Raw genomic sequence first — 15642 nt, forward strand, 5'->3', positions numbered from 1 at the left:
ATCCATTGAAGCGTGAATCGGCACGCGTCGCTGCCGGCCCCGTCAATCGAAATTCGATGGTATGCGAACCTTCGATCTCGGCGACTTGTCTACAGCGTCAACAGGACGGTTGGGGTGTGGTTGCCTTTTGACGATCGATCACGCGCGTCAACGATCGGCGAGACCCACGGCGGTACCGATCGTATTCGTTTTATAAACAGGCAACTCAATCTTTAGGGACCCGTTGGCATGTCGATCCGAATCCTTCAAATCGATGCGTTTACCGATCGGCCGTTTGCCGGAAACCCTGCTGCGGTTTGCTTATTGGAAGCGCAGCACGAGGTGGATTGGATGCAGGATGTTGCGTCGGAGATGAACCTTTCGGAAACGGCGTTTGTCCGACCGATCGACGTCGGTTACGAGTTGCGTTGGTTCACGCCGGAGGTCGAAGTCGATCTGTGTGGCCACGCCACTTTGGCCGCCGCGCACGCACTCTGGACCGAAGCAGGGATCTCTACAAACGAAACGCTTCGTTTTCAAACGCGCAGCGGACAGCTGACGGCAACGCGTCGCGGGGCGTTGATCCAGCTCGATTTCCCCGCCACGCGAGCTCACGCATGCGATCCGCCAGCCGGTTTGATCGACGCACTACAAGTCGATCCGGTCTTTGTGGGCAAGACGAAGTTCGACAGCTTGGTCGTGATCGAATCCGAAGCGACGCTGCGTGCGCTGCAGCCCGATTTCAGCCGATTGGCAAAGATCGCCACGCGAGGCGTCATCGTGACCTGCCGCAGCGAATCGCCTGAATTCGATTTTGTCTCACGTTTCTTCGGTCCCGCCGTCGGCATCGACGAAGATCCCGTGACCGGATCGGCGCACTGTTGTCTTGCGCCCTATTGGGGACCGCAGCTTGGGAAGACGGAGATGCTCGGCTACCAAGCCTCGTCGCGCGGTGGCGTCGTGAAAACGCAGATCGCGGGCGACCGGATCCTGCTCTCGGGCGCTGCGGTGACCGTTTTGCGAGGCGAGTTGGTTTGATGAATCGTTTAACCGTGGCGGCAACGCCCTGCGCTGGAGTCGCAGGCTTCAGCCGAATACGCGCACGGGTAGAAGAACGTCTGGTCGGCTGAAGCCTTGATTCCAATGTGCGCTTGAAATTTGCGCTTGAAATTTGCGCTTGGTCGGCTGAAGCCTCGACTCCAGCGTGCGCTTGAAATTTGCGCTTGGTCGGCTGAAGCCTTGACTCCAGCGTGCGCTTGATATTTGCGATTGGTCGGCTGAAGCCTCGACTCCAACGTGCGCTTGATATTTGCGCTTGGTCGTCTGAAGCCTCGACTCCAGCGCGCGCTTGATATTTTCGCTTGGTCGGCTGAAGCCTTGATTCCAGCGCGCGCTTGAAATTTGCGCTTGGTCGGCTGAAGCCTCGACTCCAGCGCGCGCTTGATATTTGCGTCTGGTCGGCTGAAGCCTTGACTCCAGCGCGTGCGGCGCTCGGTTACAGCAGCTCGTCGAGTTGATCGACTAGCGAATTGAACCGCTGCAACGCGGTGGCGACCGGGCTCGGTTGGGTCATATCGACACCGGCGGACTTCAGCAGATCCAACGGGTCTTGGCTGCAGCCTCCTTTCAGGAAGCTCAAGTAATCGTTCAGCTCGCTCGCGCCGCCGCTCAGCACGCGCTGCGACAGGGCGATCGCGGCGCTTAATCCGGTCGCGTACTTGTAGACGTAAAACGCGCGGTAAAAGTGAGGGATCCGGAAGCACTCGAGTTCCAGTTGTTCATCGATCGCAAAGTCGGGACCGAAGTAGTCGTTCAACAATCCGCGATAGACTTCCTTGAACGTTTGCACCGTCAACGGTTCGCCCGCTTCGGCCATCTCGTGAGTCTTCTTTTCGAACTCGGCAAACATCGTCTGCCGCACGATCGTGGCGCGGATGCTGTCGATCTCTTGGTTGATCAGGTAAGCACGCTCTTGATCGCTGTCGGCGATCGACAACAGGTGTTCGGTCAATAATTGTTCGTTGAACGTGCTGGCGACTTCGGCGACGAAGATCGTGTAGTTGTAATATTCGTATGGCTGATGTTTTGACGAATACCAGCTGTGCATCGAGTGCCCGGCTTCGTGAGTCAGCGTGAAGACATCGTTCAGCACTTCCTCTTTGTAGTTCATCATGATGTAGGGATCGCCGTCGTAGCTGCCACAGCTGAACGCACCGCTCTGCTTGCCACGGTTGGGATAACGATCGCTCCATCGTCCGCGGAGTCCCTTGCCTAAGGTCGTGCAGTATTCGTCGCCCAGCGGCTTCAACGATTCGAGAACCACCTCGACCGCTTGGTCCCAGGTGTGATGCTTCTTGATCGAATCGAGGACCGGTACGTAGGTGTCGTATTGATGGATGTCATCGAGTCCCATCTTGCGACGGCGGACGTCGAAGTAGCGATGGACGCTCGGGAGCGATTCGCGAACGGCGGTGATCAGGTTGTCGTAGACCGTTTGCGGGACGTTGTCGGGGAAGAGCGAACTGGTCAGCGCGCTGTCGTAATTTCGAGCCCGAGCGTAGTAAACGTCGCGGTGGATGCTGCCGACCAGCGTCGCGGCGAGGGCGTGTTTGTGTCCTTCGAACTGCTCATAATATTGTTCAAAAGCTTGCTTGCGAACGCTGCGGTCAGGACTGACCATCAACTGTCCGAAGGTGGCGTTGGAAAGTTCCAGCTCGCGACCGGTGTGATCCGTGATCGTGCCAAACTTGAGATCGGCGTCGTGCAGTTGGCGGAACGCGTTCCCCGCAGCGCCAGCCATTTCGCCTTGCATCGCCAACAGTCGCTCTTCGCCATCGGACAATGTGTGTGGTTTGTAGCGGAGCGTTTGTTCCAGTTGGCGACGGAAGGGTGCCAGCTCTTCCGAAGCGATGAACTCTTGAATCCGATCGTCGGGAATCGCCAGCAATTCAGGCCGCATCCAGCTGGAGGCTTGGCTGGCACGGACGGCCAAGTTCTGGAAGCGGGCCTGCATCGCTTGATACTGGCCGTTGGTTTGGTCTTCGGTCGTCTTTAGAAAAGCGTAGGTTCCCAGACGTTCGGCCAGCCGGTCCATCTCGCTATCGAAACGCAGCACTTCCGCCAGCACGGCCGCGGATTCTGCCAAGCGTCCACGATGCGATTCGTATTCGGGCATCCGTGCGTCGAACCGCTTGAAATCGACTTCCCAGCTCGCATCATCGGCGTATAAACGCTGCAAATCCCAGGTGTCTTCGGTTGCAACTTGGTCACGATTGGGAAGCATCTCAACGCTCATCAGTTTGGAAATCCGTTGTACGTGGTGAAATCGAGTGAACTTGCGATCGTCATTCTACGAAAACGCCCGGCTCGCGAAACGGCGAGGGCGTTTGTGGGGAGGGCAAATCCGCAGGGACCGCCACGAATCGGTTGAAAGCAAGAGGCCAAACCGCCTGCGCCGACAAGCATCGGTGCAGGCGTGCGTTGGTTCCAACCGCGGCAAAGCCGAAGATCTAGACGTCCAGATTGCGGACGTCGAGGGCGTGCTTTTCGATGAACTCGCGACGCGGTTCGACTTTGTCGCCCATCAGCAGGCGGAACATCTCATCGGCTGCACCGGCATCTGTTAGGTTCACCTTGATCAGCGTTCGGTTCGCCGGATCGAGCGTCGTTTCGCGAAGCTCTTCGGCGTTCATTTCGCCCAGACCTTTAAAGCGTGTCAGCGTCAATCCTTTTTCACCCGCGGCCCGAACTTCGGCCAACAGTGTGCGGAGGTCTTCCAAGCCGCGGACGTTCTCATCGCGGACCAGTTTGAACCGCGGTTCGGTCGCTCCGGTTCGTTCCTGCGGGATCAGGTCTTCGATACCGAAGTTCAGCGGGGCGATCTCTTTCAGGGCGGAATTGATCGTGCGGACTTCGTGCAATTCGACAAGTCGTCCGAAGGTCGGCTTGTTTTCGGCAGCGGCCGCTGGTACCTCGTCGCCCGTTGCGTTCACCGAAGGAATTTCGATTTCTTCGGGCGCATCCAACGTGACGTTGTTGGCTTCCATAAACGCGCTCATCTCGGTTTGGTCCTGGAACCAATGCTCCTCGCCACCGATAAACAAGTGCAGCGGAGGCAAGCGTCCTGTCACGGGGTCCATCCGCAACGAGTGGGCTCGCAGGCTAATACCACGGCGTTCCAAGGCGACAATCGACTCTTCGCATTCAGCCAAGGTCTCGCAAAGCGTCCGCATCTCGGCACCTTCGACGCGACGGCCGTCTTCGGTTTCAAGAACCCCTTCGGCAAGACCGCGGTCGAGCAGCTGACGCTTCATTTCTTCATCGGTCTGGACGTATTCGCGATGCTTCCCTTTGACGACGCGGAACAGCGGCGGTTGAGCCAAGTAGACGTGTCCGCTGGCAACCAATTGGTACATCTGGCGATAAAAGAAACACAACAACAAGGTACGGATGTGCGATCCATCCACGTCGGCATCGGTCATGATGACGATTTTGTTGTAGCGGCGTTTGGTCAGATCTTGGTCGGCGCCGATGCCGGTGCCGAAGGCCTGGATCATGCTCTGAACTTCTTCGTTCGCCAACACCTTGTCTTCGCGACTCTTGTAGGCATTGATGATCTTACCGCGAAGCGGCAGGATCGCTTGGAAGTCACGCATCCGCCCGCCTTCGGCCGATCCACCGGCCGAATCACCTTCCACCAGGTAGATCTCGCATTCTTCCATGTTCTTGCTGATGCAGTCGCGGAGCTTGCCGGGCAAGCCGCCGCCGCCGAGGGCATCTTTACGTTTTCTCAGCAAGTCCTTCGCTTTGCGAGCCGCTTCGCGGGCTTCGGCGGCCAGCAAGCCCTTGCGGACGATCGTCTTGGCGACCTTCGGATTCTCTTCCAAATACTTCGTTAGATTTTCGCCGATGCCGTTGGTGATGATCCCTTCGACTTCGCTGTTGCCCAGCTTCGTTTTGGTCTGGCCTTCGAATTGCGGATGCAAAACACGAACGCTGATCACGGCGGTTAGACCTTCGCGGAAATCGTCTCCGGTCGGCGCGATGCCTTTGAAGAGACCTTCCTTTTTGCCGTAGTTATTCAGTGTTCGGGTCAGCGCGCTGCGGAAGCCCGAGACGTGCGTGCCGCCTTCAATCGTATGGATGTTGTTCACATACGACTGGACGTTTTCGGTGAATTCGGTCGAGTATTGGAGTGCGATTTCGTATTCCACATCGTCGCGATGGCCGGTGAAGGACATCACTTCGGGATGCAAGGCATCGCTGGCACGGTTCAAGTGTTCGACAAATTCGACGATACCGCGTTCGTAACAGAAGTCCGCTTCTTCGCCGTTGCGTTCGTCCAGGAATTTGATCCGCACACCGCTGTTCAAGAACGCCAGCTCTTGCAAGCGTTTGTTCAACGTATCGAAGTTAAACTTTGTCGTTTGAAAAATGTGCGAATCGGGTTTGAACGTCGTCTTGGTGCCCGTCTTCTTTGTCTCGTGTCCCTTTTGGACGGGCCCTTGGGGGATGCCACGCTCGTAGTTCTGAGTCCAGGTCATCCCTTCGCGATGAACCTCCACCTCGCACCACTGCGACAGGAAGTTCACGACCGTGACCCCCACACCGTGCAAACCGCCGGATGTTTGGTAGGCACCTTCTTTGAACTTGCCGCCGAATTTCAGGACGGTCATCACCCCCTCGAGGGTGCTGACTTCTCGGTCGAGTTCTTCCGACAATTGATCGTGGCGTGCGACGGGGATACCGCGGCCATCGTCTTCCACCGTGACCGAGCCATCGTTGTGGACCGTCACCAAGACAAGCTTCGCGAATCCGGCCATCACTTCGTCGATCGAATTGTCGACGACTTCGTAGACCAAATGGTGCAGGCCGCGCCCCGTGGTGTCACCGATGTACATACTGGGCCGCTCGCGGACGTGCTCCAAATCCGACAAGTGCGTCAGATCGGCCGAATTGTAGTCGGCATTGGCTTCGCGTCGAACGGGTTGTGAAGCTGCGTCGGATTCCGGGGCGGCGTCGCTCATTGAATTCCTGCGTTGGGACCGAAAAGAGAACGATAACAGGGCAGAATTCTATCAGAATCGCGTCTCGATGACGATGCCACTAACCCTCCGAGAGTCCCTTTCCGACGCGAATCAGGTCGAATTCGGGGGCTAAATGGTGACAATGCAAATTGCCCCATCTAAAGCCTGAAGATTTCATCCAAGAAGGACGGCGAGGTGGAGTGCGGAAACGTCACCACTGGTTGGCTTCGTCGCGGGGACGGAGCGATGTGGCACAAGCCGTCTAGCCGTTAAAGTCCGTTGGTGGAACGCTGCAAATTCCGACACGGCAACCTGAAAAAATGAATTCCTCCGACCCCAAGTCGAGGTGGAAGATAGGTTTCAGGTATTCAGCGAGTGGCCGTTTCTCGGTCCTTCGCATTCGGCTTTCTCACCCCCGTGCGGGCGGGGCTGAGCCTCCGGGCTCAGCCTCGCCCTCTTATATTCATTCCGGTGGGTGTTCAGATATCGGTTCCTTCGTTTCGGTGTTCGGCCCAGCCGCTTCACCGAAACGTGAGGATCACGATCGCCGCGGGGTAAGATTGTCCCAACGCGGCTTGCGATGGCCCTTTTGCTTACAGGGTCTTGCCAAGCTTCGATCCGTTGCCGGCTTGGCCGAAAGCGACCATTCGCGCTACGCAAACTTCTTTCATTGCCTCACGCGATGGCTTCAGGTAGGCGCGAGGATCGAAGGCCGATGGGTCTTCTTGCAATACTTTGCGGATCGCTCCGGTGATTGCCATCCGGTTGTCGGTGTCGACGTTGATCTTGCGAACACCGCTCTTGATACCGCGTTGGATCTCTTCGACAGGCACGCCGTAGGTCTGCTTCATCTTGCCGCCAAAGGCGTTGATGATGTCTTGCAGTTCTTGCGGGACGCTGCTGCTGCCGTGCATGACCAAGTGCGTGTTGGGCAGGCGACGGTGGATCTCTTCGATGCGGCTCATCGCCAACACTTCACCATCGGGCTTGCGAGAGAACTTGTAAGCACCGTGGCTGGTTCCGATCGCAACAGCCAATGCATCGACGTTGGTTTCAGCGACGAAGCGTTCGGCTTCTTCGGGGTCGGTCAACAATTGATCGTGGGTCAATTCGCCGACAGCACCGTGGCCGTCTTCTTGTTCGCCTTCGCCACTCTCAAGCGATCCCAGGCAACCGAGTTCGCCTTCGACCGAAACGCCCTTGGCGTGCGCCTGTTTGACGACTTCGGCGGTTACCTTAACGTTGTATTCATAAGAAGCGGGGGTCTTGCCGTCCTCTTCCAACGAACCGTCCATCATCACGCTGGTGAAGCCGTTTGCGATCGCGCTCATGCACGTCTCAACGCTGTTGCCGTGATCTTGGTGCATCACGATTGGCAGGTGCGGATACAGTTCAGCCGCAGCCAACATCAGGTGACGCAGGTAGTTGTCTTGCGAGTAGGCGCGAGCGCCACGAGAGGCTTGCACGATAACCGGCGAATCGGTTTCGTTAGCAGCTTCCATGATCGATTGAATCTGTTCCATGTTGTTCACATTGAACGCTGCAACGCCGTAATTGTTTTCGGCGGCATGATCCAGGACGACGCGAAGAGGTACGAGAGGCATCGGGAAATCCTCGGTTTCAGATTGGTTTAATAAGGAAGACGAGTCAACCTGCTCGTTTCATCCTCCGCATTATCCCGTTGGATCGCTGCGACGCAAGGGTGCCGCCACCGACGTTTAGACGTAGTTTGGCGTCGGTGGCCGGTAGTCGTTCAGGTCGATCGATTGGAACCAATCGATGGTCTTCGCCAAGCCATCGCGAAGCGGTGTCGTGGGGGTCCAGCCCAGATGCTTTGTGGCCAACGTGATGTCGGGTTTGCGGCGCGTCGGATCATCGGCAGGCAACGGTTGTTGGATCAGCTTCGATTTCGATCCGGTCAATTCGATCACGAGTTCTGCCAATTCACGGATCGTGAATTCCCCTTGATTACCGATGTTCACCGGCCCAACAAAACCGTCGGTGTTGTTCATCATCCGAATGATCGCGTCGACCAGGTCGTCGCGGAAGCAGAACGACCGGGTCTGTTGGCCGTCGCCAAAGATCGTGATGTCTTCGTTCTGCAACGCTTGACGGATGAAGTTCGAGACCACGCGGCCATCATAAGGATGCATTCGCGGCCCATAGGTGTTGAAGATCCGCACGATCCGGACATCGACTTTGTTCATCCGATGGTAATCCATGAACAGCGTCTCAGCCGCTCGTTTGCCTTCGTCGTAACAAGCACGCGGTCCGATCGGGTTGACGTTGCCGCGATACGATTCGGTCTGCGGATGCTCTTCAGGATCGCCATAGACCTCGCTGGTGCTGGCTTGCAAAATTCGGGCGCCACAGCGTTTGGCCAAGCCCAGCATGTTGATCGCTCCCATCACGGAAGTCTTCATCGTTTTGATCGGGTTGTATTGGTAGTGCCCGGGAGCCGCCGGACAGCCCATGTTGTAGACCTGGTCGACCTCCAAGAAAATCGGCAACGTGATGTCGTGGCGGATCAGTTCGAAGTTTGGTTTCCCCAGCAGGTGGGCGACATTGGTCTTTTGACTGGTGAAAAAATTGTCCAAACAGATTACGTCGTGCCCCTCGGCAACCAAACGTTCACACATGAACGAACCAAGGAAGCCGGCACCACCGGTGACGAGAATACGTTGCATCTTGTTGCTCTACTGCTGGGAGATGAAGACGAACCGGCCTTGGATGCCGGGAAGACATAACCGGCCAACCAGGCATGCCGTGGATTGCTAAGTGTATTCCGAAATCAGCCCATGTACAGGCTGTCGTCCCCGTGGAATCCACGCACGTTGGGCTAACGACAGTCGAACTAAAGCGTGCGATGGTACGCCGATCCGGCGGCCACGTGGTGAAACCCGAGTCGGGTTAGGAAATCGACTCTCGCCGGGGACGATGGTTTTTCCGAATTGATGATCGCCCGCACGGTGTGAAAACGGCGTTGAACCATCGATGGTAGCGAACCGGCAACCGCGTAACGCACCTCCGCCGCGAGGTCGACGTCCAACGGATTCCCGGTCAGGCTCATGAAGCTGGCCAGATACAGAAGCCCGCGATCCATCACCAGGGCGTCGCGATCGGCCAAATAATACGTTGCCGAAGCCAGTTCTTGGCCCGTCCGGTTGGAGACGACAAATTCGGTGATGTCGAAGTGCGAATGAGCGCACGCGGCACGCCACTCGGTCGGCAGTTGCAGCGGGCGTTCGTCGATCGTTGCCATCCGCCGCAGCAGTAATAATTCGCGATCGACAGGCGCCCGGAACGTTGTCAGATCCAACTCCATCGCGATCATCGGCGTGCGCGGTAGGAAGCCGGCGGTGGTCAACAGGTCGACCATCAAGTGATCACTGTCGGGGATTCCAATCACGCCCGAGTAGGGTTCCAAACCGACCAAGCCCGACAGGTCGCCCAGGACCGTGCCAACTTCAAAGTCTCGGATTCCGCCCGCCGCGGAGAGATCGATCGACGCTTGCAGCAACGCGGTTCCCGACGCATGCCGGTCTTCACATTGTCCAATGCAAAAGCTGGCGATCCGAGCCCGGACGGGAGGGTCGTCGCTGGGGTCGGTTTGCAGATGCGAAAATCCGACAAGTTGGCCCGCTTCTTCGATCACCAGCATGTGGTCGAACTCGAAAAAGGGCTTATCGAGAATCGCCTGTTCCAACTGCGCGGCGGTCGTTGTAACGATCGGACCTACCGTCTGCCAATGCTCGCGCCAAGCAACCGCCAGCCGGTTCGTATCACTATTTTGGAATGGGCGAATCAAAGCCACAACAGTTTTCCTGCATCATGCGGGGCGTTCTTGTGACAGCAAATCATGGCACAGGTCGCCGCCGTTGGCCATGCCAGGCAATCGTGAAATTGGGTCGGTCTGGCATTATATCCAATTTCAATGGATCCGTGGCGCTGCGAAACGTTGGTAAAACGGGTAGATTCCCTGTCGCGATTCCCTTTGGAGCATGTGATGCCCGATATTTTATCAAATGAATTTAGCGAACCAGGATTTCTGAAACGGCTTCGGAACTGGCGCGATGCGATGCCTTGGTTGGTCCTGGCGCAGTGTCTGCAATCGGCGACGTCGATTGTGGCTTTGATCCTTGCGCTGGCAGCCTTGTTCGCGGGATCTTGGGGGGCGTTTGCCCTGGAACGCACGATCGAGCAACGGAACTACGAAGCGTTTCCCGATTGCGCGGCGATCCCTGTTCGCGTTCCTCTAACCGGGAGCGTGAACCTGCTGCCGGCGGAACTTTCGCAAGTCCGCGGCCCATCGGTCGCCGGTGTCCATCTCTATCTGACCAGCCCGCTTCGCCAGTTGGCGGTCGAACAACACGACCCGTTGGTCGTGGGGCTTCGCCTGCTGCAGCAGTTTTGGCTGTTTGCCGTTTGGATTTTACCCGCTGGTTTTGTCATCCGTGCGGCGGCGCTGAACGTTGCCGGACGTGAGCGGATGTCGACGCCCGATTCCCTCAAGCTGGTCGTGAAACGTTCGCCAAGCTTTTTGTCCGGACTCGCGCTAACGCTCGGCTTTATGCTTTTCTGTCTGACCTACTTCCTGCTGTTGGGCTTCGTCGACCGAATCCCTGCCGTGGGAACGATCCTCGCCACGATCGGCGGTCTGTTAGGATTGCCCGTCCTGATCCTTGCGGGCATTTTGATGTTCGGATCGCTGATCTCGTTTCCGCTGATGTGGAGTTCGGTGGTCGTCGAACCGTACGCCGACGGCTTCGATGCGGCGAGCCGCGGGTTTGAGTACATCATCCAACGCCCCTTCCGATTTACGGCCTATGTTGTGATGGTCTGGCTTTTGTCGATTGTGATCGCCAATCTTTTGAGCGGTATTTTTTCCAGCGGCCTCGCTTTGGCAAGCACTGCGTTTGGACTGACCGCGGCCGCCGACAGCCATTTGCCGATTGCTGTGCAAACGATCGCCCAGCACGTGCCTACAGCGATCGCCTTCAATCTGTTTTGGGCCTTCTCCGCCGGGATCTATCTGTTGCTGCGGCGCGACGCCAATCATCAGGACATCGAAGAGGTTTGGGAGCCTCCACAGCCGCCAGCCAAACCGTTGCCCGATCTCGACCTGCCGACGGATCCGGCGTAGCGACGATCGACGGAGACGCCGTGGATGAGGCAACCGTGTGTTTCGCGGCGATTGCAAATCTCGCAACCGATAGCACTATTTGTCTTTTAACGCGCGAACGGCGTCCCGCGCGCGGGCCAGGAAATCGTGTTTCGGTTCACCCGCTTCGAGCCACATCGGGGCCCCGATCGTGATGCAGCTGAGCAGTGGCACCGGAAGAAATTCGCCGCGAGGCAGGATACGGTTGACGTTGTCGATGTAAACGGGAACCAATTCGAGGTCGGGGCGTTTCTTACTCAGATAATACAGCCCGCTCTTGAACGTTCCCATCTCGTCCCCGCTGCTGCGGCTTCCTTCGGGAAAGACGATCAAACTGTAGACGTCTCCCATCTCGCGGATCATGATCTGCACCGGACTTTGATGCACCTTGATCTCTTTGCGATCGATCAGCAAAGCGTTAAACGATTCGGCGATGTGTCGGCGGAATCGGCTGCTGTCCCAATAATCTTTGGCCGCAACGGGGCGCGTCAGCGCGCGAATCTCACGCGGCAGAGCGCTCCATAAAACGGCAGCGTCCAGATGGCTGGTGTGATTCGCAAAATACACGCGCTGACATGTTTCCGGCTGGCAATCGACCCAGCGGACGGTAAATCCGCTGAACATTTTGGCCAACAGAACAATCGCGTGACTCGTGAGTTGCATCGAGGCGAACAATTTGCGAGAAGAACTGCTGTCCTCAGCGGTTCCCCCAGGGAGATGAAATGCGAGCTGGCAGTCCTCCAACAGAGGACCCTGGGGGACTGCGGTCTTCCGCCCCGCATTCTATCCTCTGGCCCGCCGCGAGCCCAGGCCAGCCAGTGGTTCCCATTGGGGCCAAATCGATCGCGGCGAATGGACTTGGGCGTCGTATTGCTCCTGAATCAGGCTTTCGTATCCGTCGACCATCGCTTCCAACGAACCGGTCCCGACGACAAGCTCGCGTCCCGCTTCCCCCAGCCGCTCGGCTAGCCGGGGCGTCTGCAACAGCTCTACCGCGTGCTGCGCCATCGCGGCGGCATCGCCGGGCGGAACAAGAAATCCCGTCTCGCCTTGCCGCACCGATTCCTTGACCGATCCGACATTGGTGCTCAAAACCGGCGTCTGGCACGCCAACGCTTCGAGGATCGAAACCGGACTCGCTTCGTTGTGACTGCACAGCAAAAACAGGTTGCTCGCCGCCAGTAACCGCGGCGTGTCATGACGTGTTCCCAACAGATGAACTCGATCGCTGACGCCCGCTTCGCTGCAAGCCGCTTCGATCGCCGGACGCTCGGGACCGTCGCCAACGATCAACCAATGTGAGCCAGGAATCTGCTGGCTCACGCGTCGGGCGACGTCGACATACATCGCGTGATTCTTTTCCGGACGCAGGGCGGCGACGATGATTCCCAGCGGTGCGTCGCCAGGAATCTGCAGCTCTTCCCGGACCGCGAGCGCTGCATCGGGATCGGGAGAGAAACGCTGGACATCGACGCCATTGCGAATCGCAAAAACCTTGGCGTCGGGAAAACCTTCCTGATTGCGCAAGTAGTCGGCATGCGATGCCGCGACTCCGATGAAAGCCGATGTGATCGGTGTCAGAAGACGGTTCAAACGTCCGACTCCATCGGGCCAGCCGGTCGAATGCAACGCGCTGGCGATCACGGGGACACCGGCAAACCAGGCGGCCAACCTTCCCCAAAACATTTTGTCCCCAGCACCAACGGTCACGACGGCGTCGATCTTTTGGCGGCGGAACAGCGAGATCAAACGCGGCAGCGTCCGCGGGTCGAACTTCGACGCCAACAGATGGCTGTGCACCTCGACACGGTCGCGAATCGCTTCGCCCAATGGCCCCGGTTCTTTGAGACAACAGACCTCGGGAACGATTCGATTGCGATCGAAGCGATCGATCATGTTGACCAACAGCGTTTCCGCACCGCCGACCGGCATGCTGGTGATCACAAACATGGTTTTCAGCGGGCCGCGGCGATTGCGCGGCAGTTGGCGTCGAAACAGACGGATCATCATTTGGGTTCCATCAACGAAATGCGAAAGGTTTGAGGTCGGAGCGTTTTGCGAAACGGATCAGCCGACGAGTTCTTTGGTTTGTTCCCAGTTGCTTGCCGGCGGCAACCAGTACCGGATCTCGGGTCGCTGGTGCAGCTTGCGAGCGTCGAACGATAGCCAGTTTTTGAATCGGGACATCTCGGCATCGCCGTGGATGCGGCGGATGTGAAAGGCATCTTGGCCGGGCAGGTTGTACGCACCGTAAGCGCTGCAAAAACCTTGGAATCCAGCGGCATAAGCCGCTTGGATGCCAGCGATCGGAATGTTGTCGGGCAGCCCGTAAGGAAACGCAAAGTATCGCAGCGGCATATCCAAAGCAGCCCGCATCTCCGCGGCACCGTCGGTGATTTCGTCGCGGAACGCGTCGGCGGTGATCAGTTCTCCGCAATCGCAATGCGTCCGCGTGTGGTACCCGATCTCGACGCACGTGCCGGCGAGCGATTTCAATTCATCCAACGAATTGACTGGCAACGGGCAGCCGGCGGCGACATCGTGTGGGAACGGATCTCCCGTGACACAGTTGCCGTACGAAACGAAGTAGGTGCAGGGAATCTTGTTGCGAATCAGATAGGGCAACGCAAACCGGCAGTTCTCCGCATACCCGTCGTCGAACGTAATGTGGACCGCGGGGCGTCGACTGTCTTGCCGGCGGATGCGTCGCTGCACCTCCTGCATGTCGATCACTTCAAACCGCTCGCGAATCCATTCCATCTGCTCCTGGAACAGATCGCAGGGAATCGTCCAGTCGTTGGGATGTTCGTCGGCGACGCGGTGATAGAACAGCACCGAGATCGGTGCTTGGCCCTTCGCACCCAGGCGACGTAGCTGAAGCTGTCGGCAAGGGGTTGAAACGACGCGGCGGAGGTCGATTGCAAGTTGACGGAAATTGGACATGGAAGCGACAGCGCGTGTATCTAGGGAACAGGACATATTCCCAATGGATACGTCTTCCGACGCCGCTGGCAAATCAAACCGGTCGCTCGTGACCACCTGACCGCCGATCCGACAACGATCGCTACGGATTACAACGATCGTTTGCTCTGTGCCGAGATTAGCGTTGTCGATCCGATCGGCGGTCAGCCGCCATCGGCCGCGCGGACGCAGATCAGACAATTGCCGACGCGCAGCACGATCGAATTCTCAACGACCGCCGCTCCGTAAAGTGTCGGCTTGCTGAACATCGCCACGCCGCGGCGGCGTTCGGGAGATTCCTCTTCGGCCAACAGCGGTTCGGCTGGCAGGGTCTCGTCGTTCCACGATTCGTTTTCCGCCAACACCTTGAACTCCCGCCCCGCGGCGATGACTGAGACGATCCCATGTTGGCCAAACAGATAGATCCGGTCGCCGATCCCGACCGGCGTCGCCCAACACGACTGCTTGGTCCGTTTGGAATAGATCGATTCGCCCGTCTGTGCATCGAAGCAATAGATGACGCCGGCGCGATTGATCCAATACGCCAAACCTTGGTGAACGATCGGCGAAGCCCAGCTCGGGACAGCGTCTTCGGCAATCCATTTGCGTTCCACGGTCCAGCCGTCGTCTTGCCGAGCGATCTGCAACAGACAATTCGAATCGGCCGCCGAGCCGGCGTTTTCGCCATTGCGACCGGGGGACGCGCCGATCAGAACGCGTCCGTTTCCATAATCGATCGGCGACGTACCGGTGTTCCCACCGACATCGGTGAACGACCACAACACATCGCCTGATTCGGGATCATAACCATCGACGCTGCCAGCGGAACTGACGACGATTTGCGTCGCACCGTCGACATGGATCACCGCCGGTGAACTCCAGCTGCGGCGAGACTCCCGGTCGACTTTCCATTCCGTTTTCCCGGTCGCCTTGTCGATCGCCAACAGCCCGCTGGGACCGTCGTGTTCGATCAAGACGAACATCTTCGACGCGGTTTGGCAGGGGGAAGCCCCGATCCCAAACTCCGCTTCAAAATCACCGAGTTCATCCACCAGCGACCGCTTCCAAAGCACTTCGCCAGCGTGCGAATAGGCGACGCAATCGCCACTCTCAAAAAAAACGATCAATCGGTCCTGATCAACCACCGGCGTTGGAGCGGCACGGCTGACGTAGTAACTGTTAGCAACAGGAGCCGAGTTTTCGATGCTCCGCCTCCACAATTCTTCGCCACTTTTCAAATCGACGCACACCGTGTGGTAGGTCTCTTTGTTGGGACCTTCGACACCGGTGACAAAGACCCGTTGGCCCCAGACGACCGGACTCGATTGTCCGTGTCCCGGCAGCGTCGCGCGCCAGGCGATGTTCTCGGTCGCGGTCCATTCCTGCGGAAGCGATTGGGTTGCGCTGGTCTGGGCCCCCGCACCAAGAAATGCGGGCCACCGCACGGGTTCGCCATTTGCCATGGCGATAAAAATTGTCAGGAACCAAAACATGCTTTTACCTTTCAATGATCAA

At 57.8% G+C, this 15642-nt stretch carries 11 protein-coding genes; 2 read left to right on the plus strand and 9 right to left on the minus strand.

Annotation, left to right across the window (positions count from 1 at the left end; all coding sequences use genetic code 11):
- The first annotated feature begins 228 nt into the window (after window positions 1-228).
- A complete protein-coding gene (locus tag Poly24_RS09830) occupies window positions 229-1017 on the plus strand; it encodes a PhzF family phenazine biosynthesis protein (RefSeq protein ID WP_145094025.1) in 789 nt (262 codons plus the stop codon).
- A 457-nt stretch (window positions 1018-1474) separates the two neighbouring features.
- Here the strand turns inward: Poly24_RS09830 and pepF are convergent, their stop codons facing one another.
- From pepF to Poly24_RS09855, 5 genes are all read right to left on the minus strand, one after another.
- Window positions 1475-3274, minus strand: coding sequence for an oligoendopeptidase F (pepF, locus tag Poly24_RS09835; RefSeq protein ID WP_145094028.1), 1800 nt, complete (start codon window positions 3272-3274; stop codon window positions 1475-1477).
- Window positions 3275-3488: 214 nt separating this feature from the next.
- Window positions 3489-6005, minus strand: a complete 2517-nt coding sequence (locus Poly24_RS09840; RefSeq protein ID WP_145094031.1) for a DNA gyrase subunit B — start codon at window positions 6003-6005, stop codon at window positions 3489-3491.
- A gap of 593 nt (window positions 6006-6598) precedes the next feature.
- Entirely contained in the window at window positions 6599-7609 is a 1011-nt protein-coding gene (gene fba / locus Poly24_RS09845) for a class II fructose-bisphosphate aldolase (protein ID WP_145094034.1), read from the minus strand.
- Window positions 7610-7723: 114 nt separating this feature from the next.
- A complete protein-coding gene (locus Poly24_RS09850) occupies window positions 7724-8692 on the minus strand; it encodes a UDP-glucuronic acid decarboxylase family protein (protein ID WP_145094036.1) in 969 nt (322 codons plus the stop codon).
- A 167-nt stretch (window positions 8693-8859) separates the two neighbouring features.
- A complete protein-coding gene (locus tag Poly24_RS09855) occupies window positions 8860-9819 on the minus strand; it encodes a hypothetical protein (RefSeq protein ID WP_145094039.1) in 960 nt (319 codons plus the stop codon).
- 192 nt (window positions 9820-10011) lie between these two features.
- On the opposite strand from Poly24_RS09855, the gene Poly24_RS09860 reads away from it, so the two are divergent.
- Window positions 10012-11148 (plus strand): hypothetical protein, encoded by a 1137-nt coding sequence (locus Poly24_RS09860; protein WP_145094042.1) that lies wholly within the window; start codon window positions 10012-10014, stop codon window positions 11146-11148.
- Window positions 11149-11223: 75 nt separating this feature from the next.
- Here Poly24_RS09860 and Poly24_RS09865 read toward each other — a convergent pair whose 3' ends face one another.
- The 4 genes from Poly24_RS09865 to Poly24_RS09880 form a co-directional block, all read right to left on the minus strand.
- Window positions 11224-11829 carry a lysophospholipid acyltransferase family protein gene (locus tag Poly24_RS09865; protein ID WP_145094045.1) on the minus strand — a complete coding sequence of 202 codons (606 nt, stop codon included), beginning with the start codon at window positions 11827-11829 and terminating at the stop codon, window positions 11224-11226.
- A gap of 120 nt (window positions 11830-11949) precedes the next feature.
- Entirely contained in the window at window positions 11950-13176 is a 1227-nt protein-coding gene (locus Poly24_RS09870) for a glycosyltransferase (protein ID WP_231753557.1), read from the minus strand.
- 57 nt (window positions 13177-13233) lie between these two features.
- Window positions 13234-14109 carry a polysaccharide deacetylase family protein gene (locus Poly24_RS09875; protein ID WP_197452462.1) on the minus strand — a complete coding sequence of 292 codons (876 nt, stop codon included), beginning with the start codon at window positions 14107-14109 and terminating at the stop codon, window positions 13234-13236.
- A gap of 182 nt (window positions 14110-14291) precedes the next feature.
- Window positions 14292-15620 (minus strand): outer membrane protein assembly factor BamB family protein, encoded by a 1329-nt coding sequence (locus Poly24_RS09880; protein WP_145094053.1) that lies wholly within the window; start codon window positions 15618-15620, stop codon window positions 14292-14294.
- Between the last annotated feature and the right edge of the window lie 22 nt (window positions 15621-15642).

The organism is Rosistilla carotiformis, from assembly GCF_007753095.1.
Classification (GTDB): domain Bacteria; phylum Planctomycetota; class Planctomycetia; order Pirellulales; family Pirellulaceae; genus Rosistilla; species Rosistilla carotiformis.

What these genes read in the sequence shown, in the direction of transcription:
- Poly24_RS09830 (WP_145094025.1), top strand. Translation starts at nt 229, where the DNA reads ATGTCGATCCGAATCCTTCAAATCGATGCGTTTACCGATCGGCCGTTT.
- pepF (WP_145094028.1), bottom strand. Translation starts at nt 3,274, where the DNA reads ATGAGCGTTGAGATGCTTCCCAATCGTGACCAAGTTGCAACCGAAGAC.
- Poly24_RS09840 (WP_145094031.1), bottom strand. Translation starts at nt 6,005, where the DNA reads ATGAGCGACGCCGCCCCGGAATCCGACGCAGCTTCACAACCCGTTCGA.
- fba (WP_145094034.1), bottom strand. Translation starts at nt 7,609, where the DNA reads ATGCCTCTCGTACCTCTTCGCGTCGTCCTGGATCATGCCGCCGAAAAC.
- Poly24_RS09850 (WP_145094036.1), bottom strand. Translation starts at nt 8,692, where the DNA reads ATGCAACGTATTCTCGTCACCGGTGGTGCCGGCTTCCTTGGTTCGTTC.
- Poly24_RS09860 (WP_145094042.1), top strand. Translation starts at nt 10,012, where the DNA reads ATGCCCGATATTTTATCAAATGAATTTAGCGAACCAGGATTTCTGAAA.
- Poly24_RS09865 (WP_145094045.1), bottom strand. Translation starts at nt 11,829, where the DNA reads ATGCAACTCACGAGTCACGCGATTGTTCTGTTGGCCAAAATGTTCAGC.
- Poly24_RS09870 (WP_231753557.1), bottom strand. Translation starts at nt 13,176, where the DNA reads ATGATGATCCGTCTGTTTCGACGCCAACTGCCGCGCAATCGCCGCGGC.
- Poly24_RS09875 (WP_197452462.1), bottom strand. Translation starts at nt 14,109, where the DNA reads ATGTCCAATTTCCGTCAACTTGCAATCGACCTCCGCCGCGTCGTTTCA.
- Poly24_RS09880 (WP_145094053.1), bottom strand. Translation starts at nt 15,620, where the DNA reads ATGTTTTGGTTCCTGACAATTTTTATCGCCATGGCAAATGGCGAACCC.